At 50.9% G+C, this 13,803-nt stretch carries 11 protein-coding genes; 5 read left to right on the plus strand and 6 right to left on the minus strand.

Annotation, left to right across the window (positions count from 1 at the left end; all coding sequences use genetic code 11):
• Positions 1–9 precede the first annotated feature (9 nt).
• Positions 10–1,038, plus strand: coding sequence for an isochorismatase (locus VB741_RS04620; RefSeq protein ID WP_323363971.1), 1,029 nt, complete (start codon positions 10–12; stop codon positions 1,036–1,038).
• 595 nt (positions 1,039–1,633) lie between these two features.
• On the plus strand, positions 1,634–2,353 hold the full coding sequence (locus tag VB741_RS04625) for a zf-TFIIB domain-containing protein (protein ID WP_323363972.1): 720 nt from the start codon (positions 1,634–1,636) through the stop codon (positions 2,351–2,353).
• 145 nt (positions 2,354–2,498) lie between these two features.
• Here VB741_RS04625 and VB741_RS04630 read toward each other — a convergent pair whose 3' ends face one another.
• A complete protein-coding gene (locus tag VB741_RS04630) occupies positions 2,499–4,007 on the minus strand; it encodes a DUF3370 domain-containing protein (RefSeq protein ID WP_323363973.1) in 1,509 nt (502 codons plus the stop codon).
• Between the two features lie 152 nt (positions 4,008–4,159).
• Positions 4,160–4,954, minus strand: coding sequence for a TIGR01548 family HAD-type hydrolase (locus VB741_RS04635; RefSeq protein ID WP_323363974.1), 795 nt, complete (start codon positions 4,952–4,954; stop codon positions 4,160–4,162).
• Positions 4,955–5,039: 85 nt separating this feature from the next.
• Between VB741_RS04635 and VB741_RS04640 the strand changes: the two genes are divergently transcribed.
• Positions 5,040–5,372 (plus strand): 30S ribosomal protein PSRP-3, encoded by a 333-nt coding sequence (locus VB741_RS04640; RefSeq protein ID WP_323363975.1) that lies wholly within the window; start codon positions 5,040–5,042, stop codon positions 5,370–5,372.
• Between the two features lie 287 nt (positions 5,373–5,659).
• On the opposite strand, the gene atpC is transcribed toward VB741_RS04640, so the two are convergent.
• The 4 genes from atpC to VB741_RS04660 all read right to left on the minus strand — a co-directional run bounded on the left by atpC (position 5,660) and on the right by VB741_RS04660 (position 10,615).
• The gene (gene atpC, locus VB741_RS04645) at positions 5,660–6,067 is read right to left on the minus strand and encodes an ATP synthase F1 subunit epsilon (protein WP_323363976.1); all 408 of its coding nucleotides are present in this window, start codon (positions 6,065–6,067) and stop codon (positions 5,660–5,662) included.
• A gap of 134 nt (positions 6,068–6,201) precedes the next feature.
• A complete protein-coding gene (atpD, locus tag VB741_RS04650) occupies positions 6,202–7,650 on the minus strand; it encodes a F0F1 ATP synthase subunit beta (protein WP_323363977.1) in 1,449 nt (482 codons plus the stop codon).
• 163 nt (positions 7,651–7,813) lie between these two features.
• A complete protein-coding gene (locus VB741_RS04655) occupies positions 7,814–8,749 on the minus strand; it encodes a hypothetical protein (RefSeq protein WP_323363978.1) in 936 nt (311 codons plus the stop codon).
• 444 nt (positions 8,750–9,193) lie between these two features.
• Positions 9,194–10,615, minus strand: a complete 1,422-nt coding sequence (locus VB741_RS04660) for a two-partner secretion domain-containing protein (RefSeq protein WP_323363979.1) — start codon at positions 10,613–10,615, stop codon at positions 9,194–9,196.
• Positions 10,616–11,110: 495 nt separating this feature from the next.
• Here VB741_RS04660 and groES point away from each other — a divergent pair, with 495 nt between their 5' ends.
• Complete coding sequence (gene groES / locus VB741_RS04665; RefSeq protein WP_323363980.1) at positions 11,111–11,422, plus strand: co-chaperone GroES; 312 nt, start codon at positions 11,111–11,113, stop codon at positions 11,420–11,422.
• A 120-nt stretch (positions 11,423–11,542) separates the two neighbouring features.
• Complete coding sequence (groL, locus tag VB741_RS04670; protein WP_323363981.1) at positions 11,543–13,177, plus strand: chaperonin GroEL; 1,635 nt, start codon at positions 11,543–11,545, stop codon at positions 13,175–13,177.
• Positions 13,178–13,803: the final 626 nt, after the last annotated feature.

The following is a 13,803-nucleotide window of genomic DNA, read 5'->3' on the forward strand; positions in this document are numbered from 1 at the left end:
ATACTAGTGATGTCCCATTCCCTACCGATACCTGACTTCTTTGCTTCCGATCGCGTGGGCGAAGTGTGGCGTGTGCCCTATGAGGAGCGCGCAACCCAGGCTAAAAATTGGGCTCAAATCCATGGCATTAAACCGGCGGATAGGGACAGTCCAAGGCTGTGTTTGTTGGCCATTGATGTGCAAAACACCTTTTGTATTCCTGGGTTTGAGTTGTTCGTCGGCGGGACTTCTGGCCAGGGGGCGGTGGATGATACCCGCCGTCTCTGTGAGTTTGTCTATGGCAACCTGGGCCAGATTACGGAAATTGTCCCTACGATGGATACCCATCGGGCCATGCAAATTTTTCACGCAGTGTTTTGGATCGATGGCGATGGTCAAATGCCAGCACCCATGACCATGGTGGAACTGGAGGATGTGCGCAGCGGCCGCTGGCGGGTGAATCCGGCTATAGTTCCTAGTTTAGGGGTGCCGTTAGGGCAGCTAGAAGACTTTGCCCTGCACTACGTGAAACGTCTGAGTGACGATGGTAAATATCCCCTGACGATATGGCCTTACCATTCCATGCTGGGGGGCATTGGCCACAGTTTGGTCTCAGCCTTTGAGGAGGCTTGCTTTTTCCATAATGTGGCCCGTCAGTCCCAGACCCGCTTTGAACTGAAGGGCAGTAACCCTCTGACCGAGAACTACTCGGTGCTACGGCCAGAGGTGTTAGATGATGCGGCCGGACAGCCCGTGGCGAAGAAAAATCAGGCGTTGATCCAGCATTTGATGACCTTTGATGCGGTTGCGATCGCAGGCCAAGCCAAAAGTCACTGCGTCGCTTGGACCATTGACGATCTCCTCAGCGAAATTCAACAGGTGGAGGACGCTACGCTGGCCAGCAAAATTTACTTAATCGACGATTGCAGTTCGCCGGTGGTGGTGCCAGGGGTGGTGGATTTTTCCGCCAATGCCGATGCTGCTTACCAACGATTCGCTGAGGCTGGCATGAATATCATTCAGTCCACCAGCCCGATGACAGATTGGTTGCCCGATTAGGGGCTCAGATCAGCCTGTTATTCCTAACTTTCAGCGATACCTATGGTGTGGGTTATGGGGGCACAGGTATATTTAAATGTCTGGACTTAAAAATACTTAAGTCCAGACGTTTATCATTCCTTCATAACTATTATGTCGGGCTCTTAATCAGGATGCTTGATGTTTATAGCCTCAAGAAAGTGGGTTAAAAACTATTAACTTGACGATGGTGCACCCCAACAGATCTAGAGCTATGTCGAACGTGTTTTGAACGGCTAATCTTTGTCTGCCGCAGTTGAAAATTTGCTAAAAGACCTATGTATAAAAGGATTTTTGTATATTTTTGCAAAATATACTGATAGTATGTCACTGCGATTATGGGAGGGGTTAGCCTTTTTGACCCAGGCTAATCCCTCGCTACAAAACTTAGCTATATCTCAAAATGTGGCGATTCTTTTGTTGTTTTACTTCCTTTGGAATAATTTCAATTAAACTGACGTTAGTGTGATGCCCTATATGGGTACTTTATAATCTTTGCTTGTTTGTTTTGGGTCCGTCTGTTCGCATTAGTAAAGCGTTGTTCTACTACTGTTAAAAACGTTTATCAGGTCCTGTTATGCATTGCCCCTGTTGTCAGACATCTACCTTAAAGCGTGCTCGCTTAGATGAGCATTTAGCCGTTCACGCCTGCCAAACCTGTGAGGGGCACTGGGTTTCTTCCTATGATTACTGGCATTGGCTAGAGTGGCAGCCCGACAGTGGCAAAATTAAGCCTTGTAACTCCAATGATTTAAGTGACCCGCTCAGCGTTTCTGACAATCGTCATGCATCCTTCTGTCCTGAGTGCAATCACTTGATGCGGCGAGCTAAAGTTGGCCACGGCATCAAGTTTTATCTGGATCGCTGCTCCCACTGCGGTGGCAGCTGGTTTGACAAGGGAGAATGGCAACAACTTCAGGCCCACAATATTCACGATAAGGTTCACCTTGTTTTTTCCGAGTCTTGGCAGTCTCAGATTCGTCAAGCAGAATTTCATCGGGTTTTAGAAGCAACCTATCGTAGTGCCCTAGGGGATGAAGACTATGCCCAGGCGCTCACTGTCAGAGCCTGGCTTGAACAGCATCCCCACCGGGACTATATTCTGTCCGTCCTCAATCAGGTGCCACCCTCCGAGGATGAGTCTCGCTATGTCCCTGTGCGTAAGTTTCAGTCGCGACCGGTGCAAAAGTCGCAGCCGCAAAACGATCGCCCCAAGCAAGATGTGAATCATGCTCCCGTTGCCATCGGCCACGGCGTGCACCCAAAACCCTACGACTATCCTCAACCCGCTAAGTAATCTCGCGTCAGTTTGGTCAGTGTCTAGAACTCTGACGTTCTGCCCAGCCCTGTTCAGCCCATTGAGGAGTGTCTCAAAGGTCTTTGCAGAGTGTGGCAGAATGCGGCTCTGAGGTTTTGTGCTGATAGAAGAACCTCCGGGAGCATTAGTCCTGGGTTGTCAGGGTAAGCACTTGGGGGGGAGTGGCGTCTGGAGGGTATAGAAACTGGACTTCCACTGAACGTTCTTCGTTCGGTTCGAGGGTTAAGGTGACTAACGGGGGGCCACTTTGACCCCGTCTCTGTACGAGGTGAATATAGTCGGCTCGACGTTCACCCCGATCGTTGCGGTACAAAAACAGCACCGTGCCCCGAAAGAAAATCCTAGAGTCGTGGGGATTTAAAAAGGTCAGGGCGTTTCTGATGTTTTCGTTCTGGAGTGGTGTTTGCACTGACAGGGCAACGGTTTGGGGCCGATCTGTTGGGTTATGCAAGGGCAGTGTGAGAGCATATTCGGTGCCATAGTTGCCATGGGCCCGATAGGCTGTGTCGTTATAGCGTCTCAGCATAGGAGCACTTTGAACTTGCCCCGTACCAAAGGTATTGCGATCAACCGTGCTAATGACATAGGAAATCTGTTGCCCTGGGGCAGGGATGGCCAGCTTAGAGGAACGTCGATCGGTGAGATTGGTTTGCCAGCGTGAACCACGACTGACCCCCGCCACCCGTCCATAGATGAAGGGATTTGCCGTTTGCCCCGGTCGACTGGGAGCCCGGTCTCGGGGGGTAGCGAGACGGCCGTTGGCTAAAACCTGAAGCCATTCCTCCAGGCTGGGTACCCGTTCTCCGTCGTTGGCCCGGGGGGCGAACATCGCCAAACTAGCGACATATAACGGTCCATCGCTGGATAGACGCATTAATGTGGATCTGGCGTTGCTGCGATTGCCGCCTAGGCTGCTGGGTAAAGGGGGTAATAGGCTACTGCCAGCGGGGAGGGTGCCGTCTGTTGCTACGGAAAGTCGGCGCACCGGCAGGGGGGCATTCATGAGCAGGTAGCTTTCCTGGGGGGGAATGGTAATTTCATTGGGCCAAAAAGACTGGCGGCGGTCCCTCAGGATTTCATTCATGAGACGGCTGCCTGGCCCGGAGAACTGGTTGCTGGCCAGATTAAATTCCACATCGTTGCGCCCGTGCCAAGGAGCTTCTTGGCTGAGGTAGCTGGCGGCTTCGCGAAAACTGAGTTTAACGGCCCGGCGGCTAGGGTTATGGAGCACAATGCCTAGGTAGCGGGTGCGGGTGTCATTGTCGCTTTGGGCCTGCACGACATGGTGGGCAAAGATGTCAAACCGGCCCTCAAATGCATAGTCTAGATGGGCGGACGGGTCGGCTTTGTCCCCCGATGGAAAGGTGGATAGCAAAATGCCTTCCGTGGCAATGATTTCAGGACTATTGCTATTGAAGACGGGCACATCATCCAGCTCCCCTGGCAGGGGACGTACTTCCTGAATTTGCGGAATGACTTGGCCTGGGTTTTGGGCAACGGTTCTGGTGCTGGACTCTGCAGGTGCCGTTAGCTCGATGGGGGGTAATGCTTGCTCGGGGGGCTGGTTGGTGGGGATCAGCGGGGGGAAGGTAGCAAGGGAATACAGCGCGAGGAAAAACGGCAATGGGCTCATGGGGGTAACAGATACTGAGGTCGTGCTGGGGACAACCGATGAATGACTGTGGCCTAACCTACCATTCAATTGGTAGCTAATGTTACTAGCTGTGCCTTTCAAGGGACTGGTTCCCAGGATTGCTACTGGTTATAGTCCTAGGGGGTGGAATCCTAGGGTGCGGAAATATTGAGTAGTGCTTGAATCTTTTCGGCAGTCAATTGTTCCACATGGGGGATTACTAGGGCTGCTCCAGCCTCTTTCAGGGTTTTGCTATAACGAGTTTTGTAGGCCGCATCTGTTTGGACATGGGGGGGTAAAACACCGACACCCAGCCATAGACGGTCAGGAAATTGGGCTTGAGCAGCTTTGATGGTGGCCATATCAGCCACCGTGTCTCCGGCATATAAAACGGGTAGCCCCTTGGGAACCGTCGCTTCGAGCTGGTCAATGGTCATGTAAAGCCCGGTGGGGTCGGGTTTACTGGGAGCATCGGCCATGGCAATCAAGATTGGGGCCGTTAGACCCATGCGCTGTTGCAAAATATAGTTGGCTGAGCCTCGGGTTGCTCCGCTAAAAAATGCGGATGGTACGCCACCCTGGGCGAGGTCGGCTAGATATTGAGCTCTCATGAGGACGGGTTCTTGGGTGATATACCCGGTCCACTGACTGGGGTCGTCGCCGGAGCCCCGATAGCGTTCTTGAAAATAGAGCACGATGGCATCGTAGTCACTGTTATGGGATTGTCCAGATGCCTGACTATGGCGATGGATCAGCTCTTGAGAGGCTTGCCAATCGTTGTTCCAGATGCCTTCGCTTTTGAGCTGGTCAATATCCTGGGGGGTGGGCCGATAATGCCCTTGGGTAAAATGTTCCACCGTGTCCGCAATGGCCCGACGATAGGAGCCGCTGACGTCGCGGACAACGCCATCGATGTCAAATATAGCTAGGGCAATAGGGTTAGACATTGTTTAAGTTGGAGGCTAGGGGGGAGAGACTAATTTTTGATGTGCTAAGGGGAGTCAATGCGCTAGAATTGTAGACCGTATAGTTTTGAAGCCAAGAGGCGTAGAGCGGAGGTTTGCATTGTCTCGATTTATCTTAAAGGTTCTCTGGCTCGACAAGGATGTGGCGATTGCCGTAGATCAAGTAGTGGGCAAGGGATCGAGTCCGCTGACCTCTTACTTTTTCTGGCCCCGTCATGATGCGTGGGAGCAGATGAAGGTGGAGCTTGAGTCCAAAACTTGGATTGTTGAAGAAGAGCGTATTAATCTCTTGAACCAGGCGACTGAGATTATCAACTATTGGCAGGAAGGGGGCAAGACGCTGCCTATGCAAAAGGCAGCTGAAAAATTCCCCCATGTATCGTTCACGGGTAGTTCGTGATTTGGGCTGTTTAGGATAGGCCTGTAAATGAGTTCGTTTCTGTTCTGTCGGAAGAAGCGGACTCTTTTGTTTTTTGGGTATCTTTGGCGAAATTCTGGCTCATCGCTCCCCATATTCCAGGACTCATCCATAGTAGAGCTCCCATGGTTACCTGGATTTGCATCGGGTGGACCCATGGGATTTTTTCTGGAATTTATGACAAAAGGCCGCAGGTGATTTGAACCTGCGGCCTTTTGCTATGAACTCTAAAGATTTTGAACTCCAAAGATGGTCCGGAAACTAGCCGACTAGACAGTTCCACCTGCGGCTTGTACTCGTGCCCGCGCTCTTTTGAGGGACTTCTTAGCCTGGATAGCGGCCTGTTTATCGTCGGCAGAAACGCTATCTGCTGCTGATTGGGCTGAGGTGTATTCTTTCTCGGCCTCAGATAAATCAATGCTATCGCCGCGCTCAGCACCGTTTACCAAAATGGTAACTTCGTTGTTTTCGATTTCGGCAAAACCGCCCATGAGTGCGATCGCAACCCAATCCTTATCAGCCCGTACTCGCAAAACGCCAATATCAACTGCTGTTAGTAACGGAGCGTGACCACTCAAAATACCTAATTGACCGGTAGTACTGGGTAGCACTACCTCTTCCGCTTCAGCATCCCAAACTGTTTTATCAGGAGCCAATACGCGCACTGCTAATGCCATAAGACTTTAAGAATTAAAGAGGAACAGTGAATGGTGAATAGTGAGTAGTGGTGGAGAATAAATCATGACCACCCACCACTCACCATTCATGAAGCCGTAATCTTTGAACGATGAGATCAGCTATCGCTTACGCCTTAGCCTTTCATTTTCGCTGCAGTTTCTATCACCTCGTCAATGCCGCCCTTGAGGTAGAAAGCCTGCTCAGGAACATCATCGAGTTCACCAGCGAGAATCATGTTGAAGCCCTTGATGGTGTCCGCCAGAGAAACATACTTACCAGGAGAACCGGTGAAGATCTCTGCTACAAAGAAAGGCTGAGAGAGGAACTTCTCAATCTTACGAGCGCGAGCAACTGCGAGGCGGTCATCTTCAGACAATTCATCTAGACCCAGAATGGCGATGATGTCCTGAAGCTCTTTATAGCGCTGCAGAATCGACTGCACAGCTCGGGCCGTAGCATAGTGCTCAGCCCCAACGATATCAGGCTGAAGCATGGTGGAGGTGGAATCCAGGGGATCCACGGCGGGGTAGATACCCTTAGAAGCCAGACCACGGGACAGTACAGTGGTGGCATCCAAGTGGGCAAACGTAGTTGCAGGAGCAGGGTCAGTCAGGTCGTCCGCAGGAACGTATACCGCCTGAATCGACGTAATGGAACCCTCATGAGTCGATGCAATTCGCTCCTGCAGGTCACCCATGTCAGTACCCAGGGTGGGCTGATAACCTACCGCAGAAGGCATACGTCCCAACAGGGCAGACACCTCAGAACCCGCCTGTACAAAGCGGAAGATGTTGTCAATAAACAACAGTACGTCCTGCTTGTTGATATCACGGAAATACTCCGCCATGGTCAAGGCAGACAGAGCCACCCGCATGCGAGCACCGGGGGGCTCATTCATCTGGCCATATACCAGAGCTACTTTAGACTTGCTCAGGTCGGCGGCGTTAATTACGCCAGACTCAATAAATTCGTTGTAGAGGTCGTTTCCTTCACGGGTACGCTCGCCAACACCACCAAATACGGATACACCGCCGTGCTCCTTAGCAATGTTGTTGATTAGCTCTTGAATCAAAACGGTTTTGCCTACGCCAGCACCACCAAAGAGGCCAATCTTTCCGCCCTTACGGTAGGGACCCAGAAGATCGATAACTTTAATCCCAGTTTCAAATACAGAGGGCTTTGTCTCTAATTCTGTAAGTTTGGGTGCATCACGGTGGATAGGCAATGTATTGGACATATCCACATCACCCTTTTCATCCACGGGCTCACCCAGAACGTTAAAAATACGTCCTAAAGTGGCGTTGCCAACGGGTACGGTGATCGGGGAGCCCAGGTCAGTAACCTGCATCCCTCGAACCAATCCATCGGTGGAACTCATCGATACAGCCCTGACTTGGCTATCACCTAGTAGTTGCTGTACTTCGCAAGTAACAGAAACGGTTTGCCCTGCCGGATTTGTACCTTCAACTTTGATAGCGTTATAAATGTTTGGTAGTTGGCCGGGGGAGAACTTAACGTCTAGAACAGGGCCAATAATCTGAGTGATTACGCCAATATTTGTTTTCTCTGCAGTGGTGACCATGCTTGCGCCTTATCCTAAGGGTGTTAGCTACTGCGGCGACTTTTAATTTTATTTTTACTTTCAAAGTGCCATGTAACAGATTATCACTAGATGCATCATCCATGGCGCTGGCATTTGCTATAGTTGGTGCGCTTTTGGGTCGCCATGGAGTTCTAGCGGTTGTCTAGCTCTGATTTGGGCGGGTGTGCTGCCCATGATGTTTTTTTGACCTATTCAGGAGAATTGCGATCGCTCCCATGATCGACATTCTCGGTTCAGGGATGGACTGAGGTGGGGTAGGCGCAATCACTGCGGGTGGCATCACACTAATGGGCGGCGTCACCGTTGCCCCAGGGATATTGACTACAGGGTTTGCCACAGGCCCATTTGTGACGGGTGCCTGAATAACCGGCGGCACTGTTGGCGTAGCAGGTGTGACTGGGATTGGCCGCTGGACGATCCGTGGGGCTGTGCTGACTGGTTGGGGTGCCGTGGCTGTTGGCGTGGCACTGGTTCGAAAATCAGGTCGTTGCCGGATGAAAAAGCGATCATTGGGAATGGTATCGGTGATGAAGTAGTTAAACCAAACATTTTCACCGGGGTTTACCCCAGCCCCTTCATAGAAGTTGATGAAATCCCGTACGTCGGTTACCTCATCTGCCCTAGTGTAGCGGTCCGATCTATAGGGGCGCACAGGGCTGATGCCTTGGGCAAAGGATAGTCCGTCATTTTCACCGCTGGCGTATCCTGGGGTTTCCTGTAGCTCATGGTCATAGAACCGCCAGAATGCCCCCGTGAGGTTGCGCGACACTATATTAATAGCAAAGCCTGGACGATTAAAGATGGAGTGGTGTTTGGCTGTGGTTAAACCGCTAATTGCCAGCGAAATATCTAAACCCCACACATCTTGATAGACCACAAAGGGGTCCTGAGAGGTGCCTGAACCCTTGACATCGGTGATCTTGAAGTTGCTGGATGCTTCGCTAAACAATAAACCGTTCTGACTACATCCGCTTGCTAAGCACGCAGCCTGCGCTGTGGGGCTGACAAGTGCCAGTAAGATGCCACTGACGATGGTTGCTGCACCAATTTGATGAGCAGCGTTCGTAACTATTCCCATGGATAAAGCCTCGGAGCTGAAAAAAAGCAATCTAAGACATGTATCAAAAAATACTGATGATTTAAGATGCAGCTGATGTCTTTATGAAGGTGAAAGTAGCCATAAGCCTTTTGATATAGGCTTATGGCTACTTTGTTTAGAATGACATTTTTACTTTGCTATGCCCATGAAAATACGTAGACTTTATCAAAAGTAGACATCAATATCTATTGAAATGTGGTGATAATACTTAGATTTGCTATGCCTGGATGCTTTGCTTCTGTGGCTTCTGCTCTCCATCGTTTGCAGTGATCACCCTAGGTTGTGGATTATGGGCACAAAGCCATAGTCATGGGGCCATGACTATGGGAAAGCGGGGTGTTATTACAACACCCCGCTTTCCTTTGGCTCAATGACTTAAGGCTCTGCTTGTTGAGTCCCTTTGATTGAGCTTTGATTGAGCTTTTATCGAGCTGCCGGCGGTCGAATATCGAGTACTTTGCCAGCTTCAATGGTTACAGTGCCGTCAAGTTGAGGTCTAGCACCCGTGGCTGTGGCTGTTCCATAAAACCGCACGGTGTGATTGGCCCAAATATCAATACTGCCACCCTGACTGGTTTCCGAGTTTGCTTGCAGCGTAGAGTTACGATCCACTAAGACATAGGCGGCACTAAATCCGTCTTCAACGGGCATGCCACCGATGGATAGGGTGCCAGCTTGGCTCACTCCATTGGCGAAAATGTCGCCCCCGACGAGGTTGATTTGATTCCCCAACATAGTGACTTGGCCTGGGGAGCTATTCGGGGCGGCAAGATGGTCATCGGAAACATCCACCACACCTCGGACCAAGACTGTGCCTGGGGTAGGGGCTAGGGATGGAGGACTGTTCGTGAGGGTTTGGGACCCATCCGAGTTGACTACGATTTCGGTGGCGCTCTGTTCGTTGCCACCGGTCAGTAGCTGGGCTAGCTCAGTGGTGGCTAAGGTGTCAGGCACAGCCGTCGTAGCAATTGCCGCCAGAGTATCAGCTGGAACCACATCAAAACTGAGTAGGCTACCGGGTTGGTTCAGTCGCAGTAGGGTGTCTCCTGCCGTGGCCACTAGGTTGATCGTGCCACCAGGGGCCACGAGTTTGCCGTCGTTCTGGATATAGTGACCAATGAAGGTGATGGTGGCCTGGGGGGTGACCTCAAGACTACCTTGGTTTTCAATGCTGCCAGTGGGTAGCTCTGGAGAGAGCGGGTCTAATGCCACTGAGCTAGCCGGAGCTGAAAGCATTAGATACCCGATGGGGTTACCCGTCAGGTTGTTGATTGTGGGCGTAGATAGGGTTGGAGCTATGGCATTGATTGAAATCACGGACCCGCCAGCGGATGAATCGAGGTCACTGACTGAGCCATCGATCGATAAAAGATAGGTCTCATCAAACAGTAGACCTGACGCTGTGGTGGCGGTTAGGTTGGCCGGCAAGCTCAGGCTCACATTTTCACCAAAAACAATGCCAGCAGGATTGACTAGAAAAAGATTAGCGCTGGTCGCCTGACTGAGGTCATTGCTGGTGACTTTAAGTAAGCCATCGATGGAGGAAGGCTGTAAAGCATTAATCAGGCTAATGACATTGGCAACATTAGGATCCACCACAAAGTTGGCAGCATCGGCGGAGCCTAGGTCAAACTGTTGGAACTGATGAATCAGGTTAGGGGCAGTGCCACCTGATGACTGCCCGCCTAGGATATTAAACTGATTGGATTCCCGCACAACGCTTGTATCTGACGTTGCAGGCTGAATAATTGTGGGTGTTGCAGCTGCCGGTGTGATTGCAGGGGCCACCTCAATGGTTAACTGAGCTGAGGCTGTGGTGTGAAAGTTCAGCAACCACAATGGCATGGCCGCGAAGAGGAGGTATGAAAATTTGCAGTTCATGGAGTTAGCAATTGCCCGACAGCGTGTCAGCATATGCACCAGGTAAAGTTGTATCAAGAATTACAGATGACACCCGATATATAAATAATACGAGGAATTTTTCATAGAACCTGAAGCAGCTATAAAGATCCGTGTATTGAAACCATGAAGTTTTCACTTGGGTTCGCTTAGCCCCTAAGTTCGGGAACCCGTACCATTAGACCTGTTGCTATGTCAGCTCATTAAGCGATAATTTAGCACTCGGCAATAGAGAGTGCTAAACCCCGTTTGGGTTGCAGCTTCTTCCCCTGTCAAACTCCTTTTGTGGGTAAGCCACTCCACGTTTAACCCTGCTGTTTTCATTGCAGAACAACGAGGTTTGTAGACCTGGACGAGGTTTAAGGGGTACTGCCCTGGTGGACTGAATACCGCCTTGGTGCAATTGCCGAATGATTGATCTATCAAAGTTCGGAGAAAACTATGGCAGCCATTTCTTTGAGTGTTTCAAGCGTCACTCCCCTAGGCGATCGCGTTTTGATCAAAGTCAGCGCATCTGAAGAAAAAACCGCTGGTGGCATTTTGCTGCCCGATACCGCTAAAGAAAAGCCCCAGGTGGGAGAGATTACCGCCGTTGGCCCTGGGAAGCGTGGCGATGACGGTACTCGTCAGGCTCCCGATGTAGAAGTTGGCAATAACGTCCTCTACTCCAAGTATGCAGGTACTGACATCAAGCTAGGTGGCGATGATTACGTCCTGCTATCCGAGAAGGACATCCTGGCCGTTGTTGGCTAAATGTCAAGTTTCATCAATTTTCAATTGTTGGCCCATGGTCAATTTTCAATTGTTGGCCCATGGCCAATCTTGTTACCCACTCCAGACCCATCTGAAACGTTCTGAAATATAGGTTAATTCATGGCTAAGCGCATTATATATAACGAGAACGCTCGTCGTGCCCTGGAAAGAGGCATGGATATTCTGACCGAGGCCGTTGCCGTTACCCTTGGGCCCAAGGGACGTAACGTTGTTCTCGAAAAGAAATTTGGCTCTCCCCAAATCGTCAATGACGGTATCACCATTGCTAAGGAAATCGAGCTAGAGGACAACGTCGAAAATACTGGAGTGGCTCTGATTCGTCAGGCTGCTTCCAAAACAAACGATGCTGCTGGTGACGGTACTACCACCGCCACCGTATTGGCCCACGCCATTGTGAAGGAAGGCCTACGCAACGTGGCTGCTGGTTCTAATGCGATCTCCCTCAAGCGTGGGATTGAAAAAGCCACTGCTTATCTGGTAGAGCGCATTGCTGAGCATGCTCAGCCCGTTGGCGACTCCACTGCTATTGCCCAGGTGGGTACTATTTCCGCTGGTAATGATGAAGAAGTCGGCAAAATGATTGCCGAAGCCATGGAGAAAGTGGGCCGTGAAGGCGTGATTTCCTTGGAAGAAGGCAAGTCCATGACGACTGAGCTGGAAATTACTGAAGGGATGCGCTTTGATAAGGGCTATATCTCTCCTTACTTTGCGACGGATACTGAGCGCATGGAAGCTGTGCTCGATGATCCCTACATCCTACTGACTGACAAAAAGATTGCTCTGGTCCAGGACCTAGTGCCTGTGCTTGAGCAGGTTGCCCGTTCCGGCAAGCCATTGTTGATTATTGCTGAAGACATCGAGAAGGAAGCCCTAGCTACCCTAGTGGTCAACCGTCTGCGCGGTGTGCTGAATGTGGCTGCTGTCAAGGCTCCTGGCTTTGGCGATCGTCGTAAAGCCATGCTGGAGGACATTGCTGTTCTATCCGGTGGTCAGGTGATTACTGAAGACGCTGGTCTGAAGCTGGACAGTGTCACCGTTGACATGCTGGGTACTGCCCGTCGCATTACTCTGACTAAGGACACCACCACCCTGGTGGCCGAAGGTAACGAAGCTGAGGTGAAAGCCCGTTGTGAGCAGATTCGTCGTCAAATCGAAGAATCTGATTCTAGCTACGACAAGGAGAAGCTGCAGGAGCGTTTGGCTAAGCTTTCTGGTGGTGTTGCTGTGATCAAGGTTGGTGCAGCTACTGAGACCGAAATGAAGGATCGTAAGCTGCGCCTAGAAGATGCCATCAATGCCACTAAGGCGGCGGTTGAAGAAGGCATCGTTCCCGGTGGTGGGACCACATTGGCTCACCTGGCTCCTGGTCTTGAAGCGTGGTCCAACGCTAACCTGACTGACGAAGAGCTGACCGGTGCGCTGATTGTGACCCGTGCCCTGACTGCACCCCTGAAGCGGATTGCTGAGAATGCTGGTCAAAATGGTGCTGTGGTTGCTGAGCATGTGAAGGCCATGGACTTTAACATTGGCTTCAACGCCTCTACCAACGAGTATGTGGATATGCTCGCTGCCGGTATCGTTGACCCTGCGAAGGTGACCCGCTGTGCGACTCAGAATGCTGCTTCTATTGCGGCTATGGTGCTTACCACTGAGTGCATTGTGGTAGACAAGCCTGAGCCTAAGGAAGCGGCTGGCGCTGGCGCTGGCGGCGGTATGGGTGACTTCGACTATTAAGCAGTTTCGACTACTGAGTTGGCGAATGCGTTGGCTAATTGAGTAGTTGCGATCGCTAAAAATTCGCTAATGCCAAAGGCAACGGCGATTAATGGCTAAATCGGCAGACGTATTCAGCGTCTGCCGATTTTTTAATTGAAGCTAGCTACGGCACGCTGAGTCTGCTGCTGCGGCGGGACTTACAATCAACCCGCATGGAATCGTGACCCCATTGCCTAGGCCAATTTTCCGATTGCGGTGGGCCATATCTGCCGACTTCTCCACCCATCCTGGATCCGAGCTAATCCGTTGAATATTCTTTTTAGCAAAGGTTTTTATCGAAAACCATTGTAATGCTGCTAATTGCCACTACAATGGCAGCAAAATTTTTGGTTTAACTTCTAAGGATATTCCCCAACCGAGTCGACCCCTTGTTGGCGCAACGGTCAGACAAAACATGGGATTTATCTGGGATTGATCATCGTGATTCCCCTGGCTTCCTGAGGGAGCAGCTTTAGCGATTTAAGCCAAATAGGGCATTTACTAGCCTGATGACATGCGTTAAAACAAGTCGGGTGTGAGTTGTACTAACTCCACCCTGGGGATTGCTCAGGGTAATCCTGGGCTTATTATTTTGGGATACTGCC

This window comes from Leptothoe sp. PORK10 BA2 (genome assembly GCF_034932105.1).
In the GTDB taxonomy this organism is placed as follows: Bacteria; Cyanobacteriota; Cyanobacteriia; order Phormidesmidales; family Phormidesmidaceae; genus Leptothoe.

Bases quoted from the DNA above. Each gene is read 5' to 3' on its own strand.
- VB741_RS04625 (WP_323363972.1), top strand. From the start codon at position 1,634: ATGCATTGCCCCTGTTGTCAGACATCTACCTTAAAGCGTGCTCGCTTA.
- VB741_RS04660 (WP_323363979.1), bottom strand. From the start codon at position 10,615: ATGCCATTGTGGTTGCTGAACTTTCACACCACAGCCTCAGCTCAGTTA.
- VB741_RS04630 (WP_323363973.1), bottom strand. From the start codon at position 4,007: ATGAGCCCATTGCCGTTTTTCCTCGCGCTGTATTCCCTTGCTACCTTC.
- VB741_RS04620 (WP_323363971.1), top strand. From the start codon at position 10: ATGTCCCATTCCCTACCGATACCTGACTTCTTTGCTTCCGATCGCGTG.
- VB741_RS04635 (WP_323363974.1), bottom strand. From the start codon at position 4,954: ATGTCTAACCCTATTGCCCTAGCTATATTTGACATCGATGGCGTTGTC.
- VB741_RS04655 (WP_323363978.1), bottom strand. From the start codon at position 8,749: ATGGGAATAGTTACGAACGCTGCTCATCAAATTGGTGCAGCAACCATC.
- atpD (WP_323363977.1), bottom strand. From the start codon at position 7,650: ATGGTCACCACTGCAGAGAAAACAAATATTGGCGTAATCACTCAGATT.
- groES (WP_323363980.1), top strand. From the start codon at position 11,111: ATGGCAGCCATTTCTTTGAGTGTTTCAAGCGTCACTCCCCTAGGCGAT.
- groL (WP_323363981.1), top strand. From the start codon at position 11,543: ATGGCTAAGCGCATTATATATAACGAGAACGCTCGTCGTGCCCTGGAA.
- atpC (WP_323363976.1), bottom strand. From the start codon at position 6,067: ATGGCATTAGCAGTGCGCGTATTGGCTCCTGATAAAACAGTTTGGGAT.